This window comes from Glaciimonas immobilis (assembly GCF_011947285.1).
Taxonomy (GTDB): Bacteria; Pseudomonadota; Gammaproteobacteria; order Burkholderiales; family Burkholderiaceae_D; genus Glaciimonas; species Glaciimonas immobilis.
Genome location: NZ_JAAOZT010000006.1, coordinates 64,548 through 85,669, shown reverse-complemented (window position 1 = coordinate 85,669; position 21,122 = coordinate 64,548). Strand labels below are relative to the sequence as shown.

Sequence of the window (21,122 nt, the reverse complement as noted above, 5' to 3'; positions counted from 1 at the left end):
AATATCTCGGGTGAAATTCGCGGAGGAAAACACCTCTGCATGTGGCAGCAGTGGCTACTATGGGGATGGATAATTCTATTAAAACGAAGCAATAAATTATAAATTTTTTGCCCGTTCCCTAAGAGTAAATTTTTGTATCTTTCCTGTCGCGGTTTTATCCAGCGGTCCGAACACTACCGAGCGTGGCACTTTATACCGCGCAATATGCTGCTGACACCAAGCGATAATTTCCTCCTCAGTTATCGCAGCCGTATCGGGCTTAAGTGTCACAAAAGCACAGGGCGTCTCTCCCCATTTTGCATCCGGTCTGGCAACCACCGCAGCCTCCATGACTTGTGGATGACGATACAGGCACTCCTCCACTTCCAGCGATGAGATATTTTCACCGCCTGAAATAATAATATCCTTGGAGCGGTCCTTTATTTCAACGTAGTTGTCCGCATGCCAGACCGCCAGATCGCCGGTGTGAAACCAACCTTCCCGAAACGCCATATCGGTAGCAGGTTGATCTTTCAGATAACCTTTCATCAAAGTATTACTGCGCAGCATCAGCTCGCCCATCGTTACGCCGTCTTGGGGTACGGCAAAGTGCGTGTCTGGATCTGCTACCGTCGCGTACGCCATGGTGAGCATCGGCACACCTTGGCGAGCCATCCGCTGCGATCTTTCGATCAATGGCAAACCGGCCCATTCGTCCTGCCAGGCGCATATCATTGACGGCCCGTACGATTCCGTCAAACCATACGCATGCGTCACTTTGAATCCCATTTTTTCGGTTGCATCAATCACCGTAGACGGTGGCGCGGCGCCACCCGTTAATATTTCCACCGGATGATCAAACTGAATTTTTACCTCTTCCGGCGCATGAATCAGCATACTCAATACTATCGGCGCGCCGCACAAATGCGTGACTACATGCTCTTGAATTATCCTGAAAATGCGGGCTGGCTCGACCCGCCGTAAACAAACATGTGTGCCGCCAGCAGCGGTTACTGCCCAAGTGTAGGTCCAGCCGTTGCAATGAAACATGGGCAAGGTCCAAAGGTAAACACTGGACGGCAGCAGACCAAAAGCCAGCGCACTGCCGAGCGCGTTGAGATAAGCACCGCGATGATGATACAAAACCCCTTTGGGGTCGCCGGTCGTACCGGAGGTAAATAATAAGGAGAGCGAATCCCACTCATCATCCGGACCTGCCCAAAGATATTCAGGGTCGCCTTCGGACAATAATTCTTCGTAATAGATATGCGCATGTCTTTCTACATCTGCAAAATTTACCGCCGATTCCACGCATGTATCCTCAATTGTGATGAGTAAAATATCGTGCTCAAGCAATGGTAAAACGTCCGTAAGCAGCGGCAAAAACTCCACGTCGACGATCAGCGCTTTTGCCTCGCCATAATTCAGGCAATAGGCAATTGTTGGCGCATCAAGTCGATAATTCAATGGGTTCAGAATGGCGCCCAGCGCGGGGATGCCGTAATGCGCCTCCAGCATTGCAGGCACATTGGGGGCAAGCACCGCGACCGTATCGCCGCGTCCGATGCCGCGTTCAGATAACGCCGACGCCAGGCGTCTGCATCGGGCCTCAAACTCGCGATAGGTATAGACCACCGCGTCGTAGCGGATTGCAATTTTATCGGGATAGATTAGCGCGCTGCGCTCCAGAAATTGCACAGGAGAAAGTGGAACATAATTGGCACGGGTCTTGGGTAAATCGGCTTGGTTAATTGCGCGCACGACATTCTCCTATTATTTATTTTTTTCGGTTGAAAATCAATTGAAGCTTAATTCTACATTTCATCCGACACATCGCTCATTTTTTAAGCCGCGCTATTCGATGTTTCACAAGGATGCTTTACGACGATGCTTCAACATGCATTTATTACTTTTAACAACACGCGTGCCAGGTTGGCTAACGATGCTCAGGCTCCAACAACCGCACGGCCCGATCGCAGGCGTCGCCATAGCGTGGACCGACTGATGCCAAGTTCGCGCGCGGCTTTTTCAAGATTACCGCCGCACGCATCCAGCACTTGTTTGATGTGACTTATTTCTGCGGCCTTGCCCATTGCGCGCAAGTCAGGCCCTTGCCCGGGAGATACTAGCTCCACCCGGTCCTGCCGCTCACGAGAGGATATTTCAAAAAATTCAGGTACGAGACTACGTAACCAGCGTTGATCCACATCATGCGGGGCGGCGATATCACCCACCGATAATACGGCTCTTTCTATGATATTTTCAAGCTCGCGAATATTGCCCGGCCAATGATATTTTTCCAGATAAGGCGATAGCGCATTCAGCAAATGATCACTTTGCACGGCACGCCCGGTGCGCGCGATGATCTGCTCCAAAATTCTGCGCGCGATCACCGGGATATCGGCTTTTCTCTCACGCAACGACGGGACCTCTATCCGCAAAATATTCAGCCTGTAAAATAAATCTTCCCGAAACCTTCCCTCCTCAATTCTCTGACGCAGGTCGCAATGGGTCGCCGCAACGATCCGTATGTCGATAGGAGTCGGTTCAACCGCACCGAGGCGCAACACCTCCCGCTCTTGCAGTACGCGCAGCAAACGGGTTTGCAAAAATACCGGCATATCGCCGATTTCATCCAAAAATACCGTGCCAGTGTGGGCGGCCTCAAAGAGCCCCGGCTTTCCCCCTTTACGCGATCCGGTGAATGCGCCCTCCTCGTAGCCGAACAACTCGCTTTCTATCAGCGTTTCAGGAAATCCGGCGCAGTTAATCGGCACAAAGGGTCCACGATGACGACTGCTGGCGTTGTGAATACCTTGCGCCAAAAGCTCCTTGCCGGTACCACTCTCGCCTGTGACCAGAATGGTGGAATCAGTGGATGCATAGCGTTGCGCCAGACGCACCACCTCACGAATTTTTGGGCAATCCCCATTAATCTGCTCCAACTGATAACGGGCTGTAAATTGACTAGGGCGGGTCACTGAGCGAATGCGACGGTCGGCGCGTTGTACCGCTGTCATTTCCTGACAGGTCAATACTGCACCGGTGAGTACGCCGTCCTCATGAATCGGCATGATGCTAGCGATCACCGTACGGCTGGTGCGTTGGTTGGTGCTTTGATTGCCGCTTTGATTGCCGCTTTGATTGGCACTTTGATTGGCACTTTGATTGGGGCCAGAATCGGTCGCCCGGTTATTTGTCTGGTCGCCCCTGTCACTGTTGAGCTTGCCCCTCAACTTACCGTCGGTAAATTGATTGCCAATCAAGATCACGCGATTTTCTTCACTTATTCCGGTGCGCAAAACGTCAGCGATATCCAGCCCGGGCGCAATTGTGCTAATCGAACGCCCCCTCGCCCACTCCAGTGGAATATCCAGCAGTCGTAGCATCGACGGATTGATCGATTGGACATCGCCCTTGCTGTCAACGGCAATGACGCCATCGGTCAGATGCTGCAATACAGCGTTGAGGCGCTGGCTTTTAGCGACTTCTATCTTTTGGCTACGGCAGATCGCCAGCGCATCATCAAACGCCTTGCGTACCGCCTCCGTGGTCAACGACAAAATCCCGGTCATGCCCTCCTCTTCGGCCAGCTCCACGGCCGTCGAAGAGCCGATCATTACTTTATAACCGTCGCAGGCCAGACGCTGAACGATACGGCGGGCCTCCTCCAGCGTCGTATAACTTTCCTGCCGGATTTGCACCGTAAACAAAGGGCCCATTTGGGCCAGGTCTTCATTTATTTTTCGATAGCTAAGAATCGCGACATCCGTTGAAATTACGCGTGCCTGATCCAGCGTCCGCAGCAAATCCGGGCCGCCAACCCGCATCGAAACGACTGGACGCGATAAACGCTTGCGCAAATACCCTGCTGTTGCACTGGCGCAAATAAATACATCCACGCCGTTGCTCTGCTCAAGCTCGCGCGCAACCGATAAAGCCTCCGACAAAGCGGTATCAATCACCCGCATACGGGCCTCTGCACCGTATCCTGCAATCACCTTATTGACCACTTGTGCCAGATGACTTGTTTTGTCCGGCTTGCGTAGATGACTAATGAGCACGACGACCTGTGGGCTCGGCGATGACAGACTCGGCGCGACCGTAGGGAATAAAGATTTAGGCATGGGATCTCATAGAGCAACGGACACATTAGCTGGACCAAATAGTCCCTAAATTTCAGTATGGTGCATTTTATAGCAAAATTGAAACAATACTTTCAAATCTGACACACTCAATATGACACGCGTAATTCCTTAAACATCGAACAGCAAGGGCCTATACTTATTAAAAATCAATTTTGACAATAAAATTACTTATAAAGGATTAATACGTCACCCCAAGAAGAAAATTCAAAAAACGCAAAAATTTGGGGAAGGAAACGCGCCGATCGATCCAGCCTTAGACGCCAATGCCCGAACTGCTGCGCTATTTTAATGGGAGCGCAGCCTCCTAGAGATGTCTGGCATGCCGATTGCTTTAGTTGCATTATTAAGAGCACTTGGCGGTTAGTTAAGCAAAAACTTCTGAGGGCATGCGTGGCATCCCTACCGTTTCCCTATAGGAAAGCATTTAAAACATGACACTCAGCAACCAACCGCTTGTAGAAGGGCACAAATCGCCGACCTTCTGCGGAGAAATTAATGAAGCACGCGGTCCGCTAAAAATTTATATTCAGTCGATTACCGCGGCAACCGATCTCAACATCCAACAACTCGAACGCCTGTCGGGCGGTGCGATTCAGGAAAATTGGTTATTGGTGGTGGAGATTATCGGCGGCCCTTATGACGGTACCCAGCGCTGGGTGTTGCGCACCGATGCCCTCTCAAGCGTGCCGGTTAGTCTTAGCAGAGCACAAGAATTCGCGGTGCTGCGTGTGGCTCATCAGGCTGGCGTTAAAGCACCGAAAGTACTGTGGTGCTGCGAGGATAAATCAATCATAGGCCGCGATTTTTTTCTGATGGAATGTGTCTCCGGCGTCGCCGCTGGTCATCGCGTTACCGGCGATGACGCCCTTGTTCCAGACCGCCCCGCACTAGCCGCGGAGCTTGGGGCCAACATGGCGCGGTTACACACGATACATCCACCCAACGCCGACCTTGCATTTTTACCTCCGCCCGTTGCCCACCCTGCACTCGCCAGCGTTGCGGCCTATCGCGGTTATCTCGATACATTGAATGCGTCTGCGCCAGTATTGGAGTGGGGCCTACGCTGGTGCGAGCGCAATAGCCCCGCAGCAGCGCCGGTGTGCTTACTCCATCGCGATTACCGCACTGGTAATTACATGGTGCATGAGGGTAAATTGAGCGGCTTGCTGGATTGGGAATTTACAGGATGGGGTGATCCGCATGAGGACATTGGCTGGTTTGCCGCGCGCTGCTGGCGTTTTGCAGCACCGCAACGCGAGGCTGGTGGCATAGGCGACATTGACGATTTTTTACGTGGTTATGCCAGCGTTTCCGACCTGACCATTACCCGCGACGATCTGATTTTTTGGCAAGTGATGGCGCATTTGCGCTGGGCGATTATCGCTCTGCAACAAGCCGACAGACACCTCTCGGGACAACAAACATCGCTAGAACTGGCGCTGACCGGACGCATGTTACCGGAGCTGGAATATGAAATTTTATCTTTGACCAGAGGCGGCAATGAATAAGCAAATAAATGCGCAAGTAGATGCACACGAGCTTTTGACCACCGCGCGCGCGGCGTTGCTCCAGCATATCCTGCCGTCGTTGCCGGATTCGCTGCGCTATGAGGCGCGCATGATTGCCAATGCGATGCAGATCGCAAGCCGCGAGCTGAAGCTGGGTCCAGAGGCCGTTCAGTTAGAACAAGTGCTTCTGCGTCAGCTTCTGAGCGATGCAAAAATCCCCAACCCTGCATCCAAGGATTCTGCCAATGATCAACGTGCCCTATGCGTTGCCATCCGCAATGGGGATTATGACAGCGCCGGTGCGATGCAGAACGCATTGCTGGCGGCACTGACAACGATCACCCAAAGCAAATTGGCGATCTCAAATCCGCGTGCGATTTCCCCCCGTGTAAACCGTTCTTAGCGCCGCCCGCGTGACGCTCTATTTGAAAAATCGCGGCCTTTGTTAGTACCTTTTTAAGGATTAATCCGATGGACTTTAGCATTCCCGATGATCTGCAGGCATTGCAGATTAAGACCCGACGTTTCATCGCCGATGAAATTATTCCAATGGAACACGATACGCGTCAATCGCCGCACGGGCCAAGTGCAGAACTGCGCCAGGCGCTGATTGAAAAAGCCCGTCCGCATGGTTTGCTTACGCCGCATGCCTCGATCGCGATGGGTGGTTTAGGCCTTTCACATATCGCCAAAGCCATTGTCTTTGAGGAAGCTGGCTATTCGCCATTGGGCCCGGTCGCATTAAATATCCACGCGCCCGACGAAGGCAATGTGCACCTGATGGAAGTCGTCGCAACGGAGGCGCAAAAAGCACGCTGGCTGGCCCCGATGGTGCAGGGTCTGACACGATCCTGCTTCGCCATGAGTGAGCCTGATGGTGCTGGCTCCGACCCTCAGATGCTTGCTACAACAGCTGTGCGAGACGGTGACGACTATGTTATTAATGGGCGAAAATGGTTTATCACCGGCGCCGACGGTGCTAGCTATGCCATCATCATGGCCAAGATGGAAGATGGTTCGGCCACCATGTTTTTAACCGACACCGACCGCGCTGGATTTATAGTTGAACGCCCGATGGATTCGCTTGACAGCTGTTTTGCGGGCGGTCATCAGGTGCTCCGGTTCGAAAATCTGCGGATCCCTGCGACAGATGTATTGGGAGAAATTGGCAAGGGATTTCGCTATGCGCAAATCCGTTTGGCACCGGCCCGGCTAACCCACTGCATGCGCTGGCTAGGCGCAGCACGACGCGCACACGATGTGGCCTGCGACTATGCACGCAAGCGGCAATCCTTCGGCAAAGCACTGGGCGATCATCAAGGCGTGGGATTCATGCTGGCCGACAACGAGATGGACCTGCATACAACACGCCTGGCGATCTGGCATTGTGCTGACGTACTGGACCGCGGCGGCAAAGGCAACGTAGAGTCAAGCATGACCAAAGTAGTCAGCTCGGAAGCCATCTGGCGAGTAGTCGATCGTTGCGTCCAAATCCTGGGCGGGCAAGGCGTCACTAGCGAAACAATTGTGGAGAGAATTTTCCGCGATGTGCGCGCCTTCCGCATCTACGACGGCCCAAGCGAAGTGCATCGGATGAGCCTCGCCAGAAAAATCATGGCCCGCGGACAGGAGCTTTAAATGCCCGACCAAGCGATTAAATCCGTAGCCGGTATTTTCGATCTGAGTGGCCGTGTCGCATTGGTAAGCGGCGCATCCAGTGGCATTGGCAGACATTTTGCGATAACCCTTGCTGCGGCCGGTGCAGAGGTAATCGTTACGGCTCGCCGCATCGACCTGCTGCATGCACTGGTCGCTGACATTCAAGCCAGTGGCGGTAAGGCACGCGCGATCGCCGTCGACGTCACGCGTCGCCTGTCGGTTCAAGCCTGTCTTGACGCTACGCTTGATGCTTGCGGCCAGCTCGATATCGTGGTCAACAACGCCGGCGTCAGCAATACCAAAAACGTCCTTAAGTACAACGATGAGGACTGGGACGCCATACTTGATACCAATCTGAAAGGGGCCTGGATTCTGTCACAGGAAGCCGCCATACGAATGGTCGGCGCTGGCCGCGGGGGCAGCATCATTAACGTCACCTCCATTCTTGCAGATCGGGTCGCGGGCGGTCTCGGCCCCTATTGCGCGGCCAAGGCAGGCTTAAGTCACCTTACCCGTTCAATGGCGCTAGAACTGGCGCGCCACGCTATTCGGGTTAATGCAATTGCACCAGGCTATATCATCACCGAACTGAATCAAGAATTTCTGCTTAGTCCGGCAGGGGATCAGCTTAAATCGCGCATACCTTCGCGCACCTTTGGCGAATATTCCAGTCTGGATGGTGCGTTATTATTGCTGGCTTCAGATGCAGGAAAATACATGACTGGCTCTGAGATCGTCGTGGATGGCGGTCATTTATGTAGCGGTTTATAGAACCCGCAGAGATTACTGTGGCGTAAGACGGACACCCGCTTCATCCCGCAATAACAAAGTTGACGACGCACCTGTCGTTGTTGCACACTAGCCCGGCGTATAAAAATAAGATTAAACAGCCCGAATTTTATCGGCTGTAATCGTTGTTTCGCAATTAATGGAGAAGACATGAATATCAAACCAAAATTAAAAATCTTAGCGGCAACTTTTCTCACCTTGACCGCCGCTGGAATGATGAGTCCAGCGTCCGCGCAGATTTCCGGCGATGTCGTAAAGATCGGGTTCATTACCGACTTGTCTGGCGTGTATGCCGACATTGACGGTCCAGGTGGTGTAGAGGCAATCCGTATGGCGATCGCCGATTTTGGTGGCACGCTGAACGGCAAAAAAATAGAATTTGTATTCGCAGATCACCAGAATAAGGCCGATATCGCCGCTACTAAAGCGCGCGAATGGTTTGATCAGCAAGGCGTCGATATGCTCATCGGCGGCACCAACTCAGCAACGAATCTGGCGATGGCAAAAGTTGCGGCAGAAAAGAAAAAGCCGTTCATCTCCATCGGTGGCGGCACGGCCCGTCTGACCAATGAAGACTGCACACCCTACACCATTCACTATGCCTACGACACCGTAGCACTGGCTAAAGGCACTGGTTCGGCACTGGTCAAGCAAGGCGGCAAATCATGGTATTTCCTGACCGCTGATTATGCGTTCGGTGCATCACTGGAAAAAGATACCTCTGCCGTCGTCAAAGCCAATGGCGGTACCGTTTTAGGTGAAGTAAAACACCCGTTATCAGCGTCCGATTTTTCATCGTTCATGTTGCAGGCACAAGCATCCAAAGCGCAAATCCTGGGGCTGGCAAACGCCGGTGGCGACACCATTAATTCGATCAAGGCTGCAAACGAATTCGGTGTCACCAAAACGATGAAACTGGCAGGATTGCTGATGTTCATTAACGATGTCCATTCACTGGGTCTTCAATTAACCCAAGGCATGTATCTGACGGACGGATGGTACTGGGATCAAAATCCTGAAAGTCGTGCCTGGGCGAAAAAATTCTTTGCCAAGCAGAAGAAAGAACCGTCAAGTCTGCATGCCGCAGACTATTCGGCCACCACGTTTTATCTGGATGCCGTCAAAGCAGCAGGGACCGACGACGGTGATAAAGTATTGGCGCAAATGAGGAAAACAAAAGTCAATGACTTCTTCGCCAAAAATGGAACGATCCGTCAAGATGGGAGCATGGTGCATGACATGTATCTGATGCAGGTCAAAACGCCAGCAGAGTCGAAATATCCATGGGACTACTACAAAGTGATACAGACGATTCCGGGCGATCAGGCTTTCACGACCAAAGCAGAATCGAAATGTTCGCTTTGGAAATAAGCTAGGCTAGCGCAAAAGACGCATCAGCAAAACAAAAGTGGCGACGTGCAATGCACGCCGCCACCACTATAAAATATCGACTTAACAGCCTTTAATTTCTACTCCGTTACCGCCTAATTTCTGCTGACCTACCTGTTATTGACCTACCTGTTAACCACACCCTTGGGCATCGACAACATAATTAACGCAGAAACCACCAGCGAGACCGCAATACAGTACAAACCGAGATCCGTGCTCTTGGTTGCATCCTTAATCCAGCCAACCATATAAGGGCTGACGAAACCAGCCAGATTACCCACCGAATTAATTAATGCTATCCCTGCCGCGGCTGCAACACCACCCAAAAATGCCGTAGGTACAGACCAGAACTGGCACAGTGCGGATAAAATTCCTACCGTCGCAAAAGTCAGCGTGATGACCGCCAAAGCAGTGTTATTCGAGTAAAACGTGCTCACGACTAACGCTATTGCACCAATGACAGCGGGTATTGCCACGTGCCAGCGGCGCTCCTTCATCCGGTCAGAACTGCGACCAACCAATACCATCGCTATTGCAGCGGCGCCATACGGAATCATTGTCAGCAGGCCCACATCCAGCGCATCGGTAACACCGGATGCCTTGATCAGGGTTGGCAACCAAAAGCTGACACCGTAAAGCCCCATTACAATACCAAAATAGCCTGCGCACAAGACCCAGACTCGTTTGGTTTTGAACGCACCGAAAGCGCTGTGCACTTCCAGATTGCCACTATCGCCTGCGATATTTTTTTCCAGCAAGCTTTTCTGGGCGGGCGTCAACCAATGGGAAGTACTGACTTTATCGTCAAGATAAAAGTAGACGGCTATACCCGTCAAAATTGAAGGAATTGCCTCCAATAAAAACAGCCATTGCCAGCCAGGAAGACCATTAACTTTGTCGAATCGATTCAAAATCCAGCCGGAAAGAGGTCCACCGACAACCCCGGCAATAGGAATTCCGGTCATAAAAAGGGCGATAATTTTGGCACGGCGCGCGGCTGGGTACCAATAAGTAAGATACAAGATAATGCCAGGGAAGAATCCTGCTTCAGCGACACCCAACAGGAAGCGCAAGAAGTAAAAAACTGCCGGAGTCTTAACGAACACCATCGCCGCTGCGACGACGCCCCAAGTCACCATGATCCGGGCGATCCATTTGCGCGCCCCGAAACGATGCAAGGCAATATTACTCGGCACTTCAAAAATAAAATAACCAATAAAAAAGATACCGGCACCCAATCCATACACCGTTTCACTAAATTTCAGGTCTGACAGCATTTGTAACTTGGCAAAGCCGACATTCACGCGATCCAGATAAGCGAAGACATAACAGATGAACAGGAATGGTATCAATCGCCAGGTTACCTTTGTGTATGTCGTCTCCTCGAAATCTTTTTGTTGCGCCGCGTCGGCTATGGCTGTTTTTGTCATCGTTAGCTCCGTTTAATTATTTTATGGCGTGACGTCTGGATCACACTCTGTTCTGGTCAGCATAATGGGGCGTCTAAGATGTCCCATTTAATCATTCCATATGCTTATTGTAATGATTAAAGCGTCGATCAATCTGCTTATTTTGGCACGATTTGATCGTGCTTTTTCCTTTTTTGCTTAGCCCCCGGCATCTAAGTAGTTTTAAAATAGCCGAATGGTAGAAGAGCGGAGTTGAACCGCGTCATCAATCTACTCATCCGACGCTTTGATTTACCTGATGTCTGGCTTGGTACTTCACCTCGGTTTTTATCAAATTAAAAATCCCGCAGCAGACTAAAGCGGCGTCAATTATCATAAACCTAGTCCAAAGCACGGCTTTATTAGGCAAATAGGGCAGTTAATGCATCTAACCCCTCACAAATGGCATACAAAGGCTTATCATCATGCAACGATACCAATTACTGCGATAGTTAATCAATGATGGTGTATCGATATTTACCGATGGAGCAAATTATGAGTAAGAATCAGGATTCAAAAAAGGCGGTAAAGAAAGAGCCCGCCAAAACGATGAAAGAAAAGAAGGCGGACAAAAAAGTAAAGAAAGAAGAAAAGAAGCGCCAATAATAGTCCGCTGTCATGTGGGCTAGTTAAGCTTTTCAACTATATAAGACTGGTTGCACCCTCTTGCTGACATTGAACGGCTAAAGTACGGCGTTCAATCGATTAAAAAAAGCGACCTTTCGGTCGCATTTTTTTCACCAAAAATATGCTCGCTCGCGGGCGCTCCGGTTGCTGTAGTTTAAAACCCCTTTACGATCTAAGCCGCGTTAACTTCGGCCAGCGCTAAATGATGCCAGGAAACCGCAGAGGTCTTTTGGCCATGAGGATTTTGAGCGCCACACGCATTGAAACACGTCGGCGCGGCAAGGTCATAAATAGCTTTTTAGGCGCTTAGCGTCGCAATTACCGGCGCATGGTCCGATGGTTGCTCCCATTTGCGCGGCACCTTATCGATAACACAGGCGGTGCATCGGGCGGCCAAAGGTGGCGACAGCAAAATGTGATCAATACGCATACCGCGGTTTAAACGAAATCCCATACGGCGATAATCCCACCAGCTATATAATTTTTCGGCCTGATCAAATAAACGAAACGCGTCAATCAACTCCAGATGCTGTAAGCGGACGAACGCTGCGCGCTCCGGTGGCGATACCAGATTCTCGCCTATCCATGCCGCAGGATCATAGACATCACGATCTTCGGGCGCAATATTGTAATCACCCAACAACGCCAGATTGGTATGCAACTTGCGTTCGCTATCAAGATAGTCATGCAGTGCGTCCAGCCACTTCAACTTGTACTGATACTTATCGGACTCTAACGATTGCCCATTCGGAATATAGGCACACACGATGCGGATGCCAGCGACCGTCGCGGTGAGCAAGCGCTGCTGCTCGTCAAGAAATAGCGGATTATTTTTTACGACGTCCTCTATAGGATGGCGCGCGATAATTGCCACACCGTTATAGGTTTTTTGACCGCTAAATACCACGTGAAAACCTGCGGCTTCGATTTCGGCCTGAGGAAATTTATCATCCGTCATTTTGGTTTCCTGAACCGCCAGCACGTCAACTGGATTATCGGCCAACCATTGCAATACCTGAGGCAGGCGAACTTTCAGCGAGTTAACGTTCCACGTTGCTATTTTCAACATTATTTCAAATCCTTTTAATCCGGTAGGTAACATAGTTTATCGTAGTTTTTTACACCTAAATTTATAGAAGTGGTGTTATCTGACGTGGGGCGAGCGACAGGTCCCCAGGCCCCTCGTCATTGGTCACTAATTGGATCTATTAACGTATCTATTTGCATCTATATGCAAAATTTTACATAAGCACTATCGACCAAAAACTAACGCGCATCTCCATCAACTCAGGGGGACCAATATGAGGATTTATTATTGTGCGCTGGAGAAATGGAATGCCCATGCATAAGAAAGTCTTATAGATAGACGGGCCGTTTGCGCTTGTCGCTTCAAATAAATAAGAACATACTAAGTAACAAGTGGGGCAAAAATTTTACAACTATTCCCCTGAGACACGCATGTGCCGCTTGCGCTGGGACGAAATACGCAGCGCTTTAATGCGTTAAAACATCGCCCGGCTTCAGCTGGCCGATCTATTGACTGGAAAGCCGCATGTCATCGCCCCTTTGCTCTCTGCATTATCCTCGCATGCGGCTCTCCTTTGATGGACGGCTACTGCTAACACAGCAGAATTCACAAAACCTTTCACAATCCCTTCGTAATGCAGGTCAAAAAACCGCGAACCTCTCTGCAATTTTCTACCTCCACCAAATTATTTACCCCCGGCATAACACATGAAAAATTCCCTCTTGCGGTATTTCACCATACTGATGACGGGATTAATTTTGACATCGTCGATTAGTGCGTTCGCTGAGATAACGGATAAAGCCTGGGGTACGCTGCAAAGCACTTATTATCAGGGGAAAAAACTAGAACCGGGCCCGTTCATAAAGTTGACCGCACCCCGTCGGGCCGATAGCGGCGCGCAGGTGCCATTTGCATTTAGCGTGGATTATCCGATGGAGGCTAAAAAATATATCAAATCGGTGACCGTTATTGTAGATGAAAACCCCGTCCCGCTTGCCGCGATTTTCTACTTCAATCCCATTAACGGAAAAGCAGAAATCTCTACCCGCATTCGTCTGGAAAGCGATTCATTAGTGCATGTAATCGCGGAAGCAAACGATGGGCGTATGTATATCAACGCAATCCCCATTCGCGCCCAAGGAGGATGCGGCGGTAGCGTTGAGGGCGACGAAGCGGCGGCCAAAGCCGCTGCCGGTAAAATGCGCGTGGCAGTAGAAAATCCTGTAAAAATGGGGTCGCTCAGTCATGTGAAACTCCTAATTAAACACCCAATGTTTACCGGATTGCAGAGAGACCTGAACACGCAGGCTTTTCGGCCCGCTTTTTTTATTGATAAAATCGAAGCAACCTATAATGGAAAACCCGTTATGCACGCCGATACCTATATCGGCGTCAGCGAAGATCCGAATTTTCAGTTTGGATTTATTCCTGACAAACCGGGCAAGCTGGAACTGATGATCAAAGATAACGAAGGCCATACCTTCACTTCATCAATCGATGTTAAGGAAGGCTGAATTGATGCAGCGTTTTAACAGCGCGCCAATAGTAACGGTCGTGACTATTGCACTAACTTTCATGCTTTTCTCAGCCTGTTTCAGTGCAAACGCTGCACCACTATCGGTTAAAGAGGTAGCGCACGGGGTCTATGTTCATCAGGGCGTGCACGAAGACTTTAACGAGAACTATCATGGAGATATCGCTAACATTGGGTTCGTGGTCGGCACCGATGCCGTCGCAGTCATCGATACCGGGGGTTCTTACAAAGTAGGCATGGCCTTAAAACAGGCGGTGCGCTTAGTCACCGGTCTGCCCATACGCTATGTGATTAACACGCATGTGCACCCGGACCATATCTTCGGCAACGCCGCGTTTGATCACGATCCGGTTGAACATCCCATTTTTATCGGTCATGAAAAATTGCCCGGCGCCATGGCATTGCGTAAGGATGCCTATTTGCGCAACCTCAAAAACGAGCTGGGTCAGGCAGCTGAAAATAGCGAAGTGATCGTGCCCGGTGAGACAGTCAACACCTCCCGGAAGATCAACCTGGGCGGTCGCATACTTACATTGAAGGCGTGGCCCACCGCGCATACCAATACAGACCTGACCGTATTCGATGAAAACACCAAAACGCTGTGGACTGGCGATTTGCTGTTCGTTGAGCGTACGCCGTCCATTGATGGCGATATAAAAGGCTGGTTAAGTATCATCGCGCCGCTAAAGAGCATCCCGGCAGACCTGACGATTCCGGGCCACGGTCCCGTGACAAAAAACAAAAACGCGGCGTTCGACGACGAACGTCGTTATCTTGAAACGCTATTGAGAGATGTCAGAAACAGTATTAAAAAAGGTGAAGACATGACGCACAGCATGGCGTCAGCGGCCAATAACGAAAAACCTCACTGGGTGCTGTTCGATGTAGTTAATCCTCGTAACGTGAACTTTATTTATCCGGTACTGGAATGGGAATAAAGATGCAAAAGAATTTGTGTTTAGCTTATTTACCGTCTTTACGCCGTTTTTATTCTTTAATGCTGCACTGCCGTTGTACACCAACTCGCTATCTTAGTCTGCCAGCACCTTCCTCCCAGCAGAGAAACGCATCGTTGTAATGATCATACACACCTGTCGACATCAAATATAAAAACCATGCTCAAAAAAAAGCTGCTCGTATTGTTTGCGTTGATACCGTTGTTTACAACTGCTTACGCCGCGGCAGATAACCCGCATATCATGACCCTTGCCGGATCTTGTGCTGCCTGCCACGGAACCAATGGATTGAGCCTCGGTGGAACGCCCGTGCTGGCGGGACTGGATGCGGGTTACTTCGTCAAGCGCATGCACGAGTATCAAAAGCAAACCGACTCGACCGAGGTAATGCCACAAAACGTAAGAGGATTAACAGCAGAAGAAATACTTCAGCTTGGACAGTATTTTGCCGAGCAGCCGAGGGCGTATCCTCACGCACAGGAGCATTCTTTAAAAGCGCGCTCTCAAACCATGCGGGGAAAATAAAATGGATCGTCGGGACATTTTAAAATATGGTGCAGGCGGTGCGATGTGGGTTTCCATGTCAGCACCTGCGCTTGCAAAGAAAGAAAAACTGGGCCGTGTTATCGTCATCGGTGCAGGTTACGGTGGTGCAACTGCAGCCAAATATCTGAGGATGTGGGGGCATGGAAAAATTGAAGTCATTGTCATTGAACCCAACGCCGACTTTGTATCATGCCCTGTTAGTAATCTGGTTTTGGGCGGCGAAAAGACCCTTAGCGATATCACTCTTCCCTACGATTTATTGAAGCAGAATCACGGTATCAAATGGATCAAGGACAAGGTTATTGCCATTGATCCGGATAAGTCCGAAATCCGTCTTTCTAAAGGTAAGCTTTCTTACGATAAGCTGATCGTCGCAACCGGCATCGATTTTATGTACGACCGGCTTCCTGCGCTGAACAATCTGGCAGCCCAGCAAAAAATTCCCCATGCATGGAAGGCCGGACCACAAACCCAAAATCTATTTGATCAATTACGGGCGATGCCGGATGGCGGCGTATTTGCGTTGACGATTCCGGCACAACCGTATCGCTGTCCGCCGGGCCCCTATGAGCGTGCCTGCCAGGTAGCTTTCTATCTTAAAAATCATAAGCCTAAATCGAAGGTTCTGATTCTGGATGCCAATCCTGCGATCACTTCTAAAAGACCGTTATTTGAACGCGTCTGGGCAGATTTATATCCGGGCCTCATTGAATATTTTCCCAGCAGCAGCCTGAAAGAAATCGATGTATCAACGCGCACGGTTAAAACAGATTTCGACACCGTAAAGTCGGACGTCCTGAACGTGATCCCGCCGCAACGCGCCAGCGATTTATGCGTGAATACCGGTCTGGCAAATGTCGACAAGCGTTGGTGTGAGGTGGATTTTCGTACCTATGAATCAAAAGTGTTCCCGAACATTCACATCATCGGCGATGGCGTCGATTCCGGCCTGCCAAAATCCGCGCACATCGCCACATCTCAGGCGAAAGTATGCGCCAATGCACTGGCGTTTATGCTGTCGGATGAGGCACCGGATCCGTCTCCTGTTTTTGGCAACACGTGCTATAGCTACGCCGACAATAAAACTGCGATGCATGTCACCACGGTGTACAGATATGACGCGGCAGAAAAGATAATGAAGGCCGCGCCGGGAGGAGGCACGTCGGCTCATCCTTCAGCCCAGGAATACACGGATGCGCAATATTGGGCACTGAATATTTGGGCAGATGTGCTGACTTAACTGCAGGGCTATCGCTACCACTTCGACGTCATCATTCAACGTCCTGCCACACACTAAAAAAATAAATATTTAAAAAAAAATGCCCCTTTAAAACCAAAGGAGCATTTTCTATTCGCCATATAACCGAAAAAAATTTACGGCGATCTTAAGATATGTATCACCGCAAAAAATGTTTACTTAACCGTAATAACATCCCGATACATCGGCGCAAGCTGCGCTAACAATTGATTCTGTGCTCTGAACGGAATATTCATTGCGTCCATCGATTTTTGCAGCTCTTCTACCAGTGCATTGAACTGTGGCTTATTGATATGCAGGCTGGCATGCGCAGTCTTCATGCTCATGCCTTGATAAGTACATGGACCACTCAAGAGTTGGCAAAACTGCTCAACCAGTTCCGCCTTAATACGAACCTGATTGGCGGGCGCAAACGACGGGCCTGTTACAGGATTGGCGACCAACCGGATCATAAAGTCGTCCATCAATTTAATAAGACCCGGTTTCTCGCCAAATTCTTTATATACTTCCACTGACGCAGGTGGCATTAAAGGCGTATTTTGAGCCAGCAGATTTGCCGACATCACGCTGGCGACTGAGAATAATATAGTGCAGAAATATTTTTTCATGTTTACACCTCGAATATTTAAAATGCGATCTGTGAAGAAAGGAAGACGCCGGTTTGCTTCCGGTTTTTAACCAGCACCGGAGCAATATGACCTAAGTCCACGTAGGCCAGCGTAAACGAGATATTCTTCATCGGGGCATAGGCAATGAAGACATCTTTCCAGTCTTCTTCGCGCAAACCATTTCGTGGCAATGGCAAGGTGTTACCGACGCGCTCAAGGTTATTTGGCTTGAAGCGATATTCAGCACCAATCACCACATTTTTGGTAACCAAATAAGCGACTGAAAATTCAGGTTCGAATTTGTAGTTATTTTCACCGGCTGCAGCGCCAAAACCTAACAAACCGTTTTGATTAGCCCTTGTAGCACGCAACGTCGCGTTGACCAGGATACTTTGCGCAAGAAATAGTTTGGTGGCACTGACATAGAAATCCACACCGGTGTCCTTCGCACCTAACGCCGCGATGACAGGGGAAAATGACCCTGCATCGGTTTTTTTGAATTCGACGCCGACCGCAATTTGCGGCATCAATGTATCGCTATCCAGAATCGCGTCCCCGGCAACCTTCACTTTTACACCCAGAATGTCCATCTTAATGTGCTGGCTATTGCTAACATTAAAGCCCAGGCCATTCACACCCACCACTGGCGAAGCGTCGAAATCCTGGCGTGCCAAACTTAGTTCTACCCGGTCCATAATGCCGACCGACGCGCCATAGGTATTCAAAGAATAGTCATTCACCTTAGCGCGGGAAAAATGTACCGTTCCCCCAATCTGATCGGCAGTGGCATTGCTACCAATAACTGCCCAAGGCGTCAGCCCACCACCCGCAGCGCCATCGATGGAGGTAACGCCACCCGTAAGTAAGAGCTTCCCGGTGTCAGCGTACGCACCGCTGGAAATAAGCAAGCCAGCTATCGTTGCAATCGTGGTTTTTAAACGCATATCGTCCTCCCTGATGAATTAAACTTCTCGATAGATTGGGGCGCAAAGACCCACTGTGCTATCTACATTTTTTTCCTTCTCTGTGATACGTGCAGAGAAAACAATTGGATTCAAACAATTTTAGTTATTTTTTATCGTTGTTTTTAAGGCGCAACTAAGAATTTCACAAACGAACTACTTACCGTAACCTAAAAATTAGTATATTTCTCCTGAGAAATCATGATTATCCCGAATGGTCGCGAGCAATGATTTTTTGTGTACGTTATGATCGTGGAGAAATATCTGTTGGGCGCACGAACACGGCGCTTGTGAAAAACAATGTAAGCGGAGAATAAAAATGATTTATGAAATGCGGACTTATTACTGTGCACCGGGACGTTTGCCGGCACTGAATAATCGCTTTGAAACGATTACGCTTAAATTTTGGGAGCAATACGGCATCAGGCAGGTCGGATTTTGGACGACCTTGATCGGGTCCAGCAATCAAACTTTGACGTACATGCTGCAATGGGAAAGTTTGGCTGAACGAGAAACCAAGTGGAATGCGTTTGCGAGCGACCCAGCGTGGTTAAAGCAACGGGCCGAAACAGAAGCCGTGAGCATTATTGTGGAGAGAATAGAGAATCAATTTTTGATGCCTACTGTTTACTCGGCGATGCAGTGAATTTCAGGTTAATGGTTGTTGGCTAGATAGCTGAGGCGGACCCGTGACGACATTGGCGCATGTTGGGTATCGCCTCGGGGTGCTGGTCGGAAATGATCAGACCAGTATCCACGGAGCACAACACGTTTTAGTTACCAGCTATTCAGTTACCAGCTAACCTCGCCTATTTATTTGCTCTTCATCCCGACGTCCACTAAAAAATCGCCGTAAAACTCCAGCAGAATAATGACTGGCAACCCCCGCCAAAAATGCCCCAAAATCACCATGGGCACTAGCGTCCGCCCGGTCCGATATCGTACGTAATATCGCGCACGGCACATCGTACTCAAAACATATTTGCGCCACTGCCGCACCTTCCATTTCAACCGCAAGAGCCTGGGGGAAGTCTGCCAGAATACCGTTTGCTCTTTCAACGTCTGCTACGAATTGATCGCCGCTGGCGATCAGGCCGATATGCAAGACAGGCTGCTTGATGCCGAACGCTTCACGCACCTCCGGCGCAACCGATTGCTGAAAATCCTCCTTTAAAAACAACTCGGTTGCGACCTTCAGTTCGGCAGATAGCGCGATATCCGTCGCAAATTCGGACCGGCCCAGTAAAGGAATTTCATGATGGGGAAAAAGTGGGCGGACGTCCATGTCATGCTGAACCGACCGATCGGCAATGACGATGTTACCGATCGCCACATCGCGTCCGATGCCCCCGGCAAGTCCGGTAAAAATCACTTCCGTCACATCAAACTCGCGAATCAGCGTGACCGCTGTCGCTGCTGCGGCAACCTTGCCGATTCTGGCCAGGACCACTACGCACGATTGTCCGTCGAGCTTACCGACGTGATAATCACGCATGCCGATGCGGTGCACCTGATTGCCGCTCTGCTTTATCATCGCACCGATCAGGTCGGCGACCTCATCATGCATTGCGGCTAAAATTCCTATTGTCATGTGCTATCTTCTCCGTTGCATTATTTTTTACCAGCTGTAGGTTCTGCATTGCAGTGAGGCCAAATACCAAAGTTCATTGTTCAACCGTCGGAGCTGGCCTGATGAATGGTCGCGATGATATCGTCGCAGACCCGGCGCGAGTTCATGATCGTGGTATGCAGGGATGGTACGACAATCGTCGGAATATCCGGAAGTTGCGTCTCGGCGACCGTCAGGATACCGTCATTGACCTCATCACGAAACGGGGACCAGCGGCCACGCGGGCCAGCGCTACCGGCATAAATGGTGGTAGGAACAGCTGGTATCGGCAATTGCTTAATCCAATTCTTCTGTCCCACAAACTGCCCCATCTCGCCGGTCATTAACTGAAATAAACGCCAGCGCGAAAAGGTCCGCGCCAGATGGCTCGCCTGCATAGGCGGCGCCAGGAAAAAACACGCTTCCGGTTGCCGCGGCAACCCGGGCAATGCCGCGCACGTTAGCAGGCAACCGAGCGAATGACCGATCACGATATAACGCTCTCCGTTGAGCTTGGTTGCAAGGAATTGATGCAATCGCGCAACGCACGGTTGCCAACGTTCGAAGGCGGCGGAATAGCTGAACAATATCGGTCGCACGCACGCTGCGCGTAACCGTGCTGCCAAAATCAGCATTGACACTGGTGTGCGGCCCATGCCGTGCACCAGGACGGCATGAACGCGGGCCTCCCGTAGGTCAGGCGTATTACCTCCGCTAGTTAAGGTGCCTGGACCGTTATCCATAGTGGCGGTTAACTATCCTTTTTATGTAACTGCTTTTCAAATGCGACATCCAGCTTACTCACGCGTTTGGGAATTTGGGGACCGTAAGCGTTGACGAATTTTACGAAGGCATCCAGTTCCAGCGGCTCACTCACGCGGATCGGCAAATCATCGCCCGCATTTTTTGCCAGTATAAATAATTCGGTTGCGGTGCGGATCATTGAATAGCGCTGGCCGGGACTACGCGCATTAAGACGCTCAATGGCGTAGGTGGCACGGGTAGATCTCATGGTTTACTCCTGAGGTGCATCTTGTTTAATTCGTTCTTGCTTGATTTGTTCTAGCTTAGTACG

19 protein-coding genes are annotated in these 21,122 nt (G+C 50.2%); 10 read left to right on the top strand and 9 right to left on the bottom strand.

The features are described 5' to 3' along the window. Positions 1-96: 96 nt before the first annotated feature. Both HAV38_RS09635 and prpR read right to left on the bottom strand, forming a co-directional pair. The gene (locus tag HAV38_RS09635; RefSeq protein ID WP_168054842.1) at positions 97-1,740 is read right to left on the bottom strand and encodes an AMP-binding protein; all 1,644 of its coding nucleotides are present in this window, start codon (positions 1,738-1,740) and stop codon (positions 97-99) included. Between the two features lie 185 nt (positions 1,741-1,925). Then, complete coding sequence (gene prpR, locus HAV38_RS09630; RefSeq protein ID WP_168054840.1) at positions 1,926-4,106, bottom strand: propionate catabolism operon regulatory protein PrpR; 2,181 nt, start codon at positions 4,104-4,106, stop codon at positions 1,926-1,928. Positions 4,107-4,558: 452 nt separating this feature from the next. Here prpR and HAV38_RS09625 point away from each other — a divergent pair, with 452 nt between their 5' ends. The 5 genes from HAV38_RS09625 (at position 4,559) to HAV38_RS09605 (ending at position 9,454) form a co-directional block, all read left to right on the top strand. After that, complete coding sequence (locus HAV38_RS09625) at positions 4,559-5,635, top strand: phosphotransferase family protein (protein ID WP_168054838.1); 1,077 nt, start codon at positions 4,559-4,561, stop codon at positions 5,633-5,635. Beyond that, positions 5,628-6,038, top strand: a complete 411-nt coding sequence (locus HAV38_RS09620) for a DUF6285 domain-containing protein (protein WP_168054837.1) — start codon at positions 5,628-5,630, stop codon at positions 6,036-6,038. The genes HAV38_RS09625 and HAV38_RS09620 overlap by 8 nt, the downstream gene beginning before the upstream one ends. A gap of 68 nt (positions 6,039-6,106) precedes the next feature. Next, positions 6,107-7,273, top strand: a complete 1,167-nt coding sequence (locus HAV38_RS09615; protein WP_168054835.1) for an acyl-CoA dehydrogenase family protein — start codon at positions 6,107-6,109, stop codon at positions 7,271-7,273. Further along, a complete protein-coding gene (locus HAV38_RS09610) occupies positions 7,274-8,065 on the top strand; it encodes an SDR family NAD(P)-dependent oxidoreductase (RefSeq protein WP_168054833.1) in 792 nt (263 codons plus the stop codon). It begins immediately after the preceding gene. Positions 8,066-8,296: 231 nt separating this feature from the next. Next, positions 8,297-9,454: an ABC transporter substrate-binding protein gene (locus tag HAV38_RS09605; RefSeq protein WP_168055528.1), complete on the top strand. Its 1,158-nt coding sequence runs from the start codon at positions 8,297-8,299 to the stop codon at positions 9,452-9,454. Positions 9,455-9,597: 143 nt separating this feature from the next. Here HAV38_RS09605 and HAV38_RS09600 read toward each other — a convergent pair whose 3' ends face one another. Next, positions 9,598-10,902 carry an MFS transporter gene (locus HAV38_RS09600; protein ID WP_168054831.1) on the bottom strand — a complete coding sequence of 435 codons (1,305 nt, stop codon included), beginning with the start codon at positions 10,900-10,902 and terminating at the stop codon, positions 9,598-9,600. A 943-nt stretch (positions 10,903-11,845) separates the two neighbouring features. Continuing rightward, positions 11,846-12,613, bottom strand: a complete 768-nt coding sequence (gene xth / locus HAV38_RS09595; RefSeq protein WP_168055527.1) for an exodeoxyribonuclease III — start codon at positions 12,611-12,613, stop codon at positions 11,846-11,848. Between the two features lie 668 nt (positions 12,614-13,281). On the opposite strand from xth, the gene HAV38_RS09590 reads away from it, so the two are divergent. The 4 genes from HAV38_RS09590 (at position 13,282) to HAV38_RS09575 (ending at position 16,850) form a co-directional block, all read left to right on the top strand. Next, entirely contained in the window at positions 13,282-14,088 is an 807-nt protein-coding gene (locus HAV38_RS09590) for a quinoprotein dehydrogenase-associated SoxYZ-like carrier (protein ID WP_168054829.1), read from the top strand. Positions 14,089-14,092: 4 nt separating this feature from the next. After that, positions 14,093-15,046, top strand: a complete 954-nt coding sequence (locus HAV38_RS09585) for a quinoprotein relay system zinc metallohydrolase 2 (protein ID WP_209216696.1) — start codon at positions 14,093-14,095, stop codon at positions 15,044-15,046. Positions 15,047-15,223: 177 nt separating this feature from the next. After that, the gene (locus tag HAV38_RS09580; RefSeq protein WP_184013391.1) at positions 15,224-15,589 is read left to right on the top strand and encodes a c-type cytochrome; all 366 of its coding nucleotides are present in this window, start codon (positions 15,224-15,226) and stop codon (positions 15,587-15,589) included. 1 nt (position 15,590) lies between these two features. Beyond that, the gene (locus HAV38_RS09575; protein ID WP_168054827.1) at positions 15,591-16,850 is read left to right on the top strand and encodes an NAD(P)/FAD-dependent oxidoreductase; all 1,260 of its coding nucleotides are present in this window, start codon (positions 15,591-15,593) and stop codon (positions 16,848-16,850) included. Between the two features lie 173 nt (positions 16,851-17,023). On the opposite strand, the gene HAV38_RS09570 is transcribed toward HAV38_RS09575, so the two are convergent. After that, positions 17,024-17,476 carry a group I truncated hemoglobin gene (locus tag HAV38_RS09570; RefSeq protein ID WP_245182299.1) on the bottom strand — a complete coding sequence of 151 codons (453 nt, stop codon included), beginning with the start codon at positions 17,474-17,476 and terminating at the stop codon, positions 17,024-17,026. A gap of 17 nt (positions 17,477-17,493) precedes the next feature. Beyond that, a complete protein-coding gene (locus HAV38_RS09565; RefSeq protein ID WP_168054825.1) occupies positions 17,494-18,420 on the bottom strand; it encodes a DUF3034 family protein in 927 nt (308 codons plus the stop codon). A 337-nt stretch (positions 18,421-18,757) separates the two neighbouring features. Here HAV38_RS09565 and HAV38_RS09560 point away from each other — a divergent pair, with 337 nt between their 5' ends. Then, positions 18,758-19,084 carry an NIPSNAP family protein gene (locus HAV38_RS09560; protein WP_168054823.1) on the top strand — a complete coding sequence of 109 codons (327 nt, stop codon included), beginning with the start codon at positions 18,758-18,760 and terminating at the stop codon, positions 19,082-19,084. 153 nt (positions 19,085-19,237) lie between these two features. Here the strand turns inward: HAV38_RS09560 and HAV38_RS09555 are convergent, their stop codons facing one another. From HAV38_RS09555 to HAV38_RS09545, 3 genes are all read right to left on the bottom strand, one after another. Continuing rightward, positions 19,238-20,029 carry a 5'-methylthioadenosine/adenosylhomocysteine nucleosidase gene (locus HAV38_RS09555; RefSeq protein ID WP_168054821.1) on the bottom strand — a complete coding sequence of 264 codons (792 nt, stop codon included), beginning with the start codon at positions 20,027-20,029 and terminating at the stop codon, positions 19,238-19,240. Between the two features lie 80 nt (positions 20,030-20,109). Then, positions 20,110-20,790 carry an alpha/beta hydrolase gene (locus tag HAV38_RS09550; RefSeq protein WP_168054820.1) on the bottom strand — a complete coding sequence of 227 codons (681 nt, stop codon included), beginning with the start codon at positions 20,788-20,790 and terminating at the stop codon, positions 20,110-20,112. Between the two features lie 8 nt (positions 20,791-20,798). Then, positions 20,799-21,059, bottom strand: a complete 261-nt coding sequence (locus HAV38_RS09545; protein ID WP_168054818.1) for a hypothetical protein — start codon at positions 21,057-21,059, stop codon at positions 20,799-20,801. Positions 21,060-21,122: the final 63 nt, after the last annotated feature.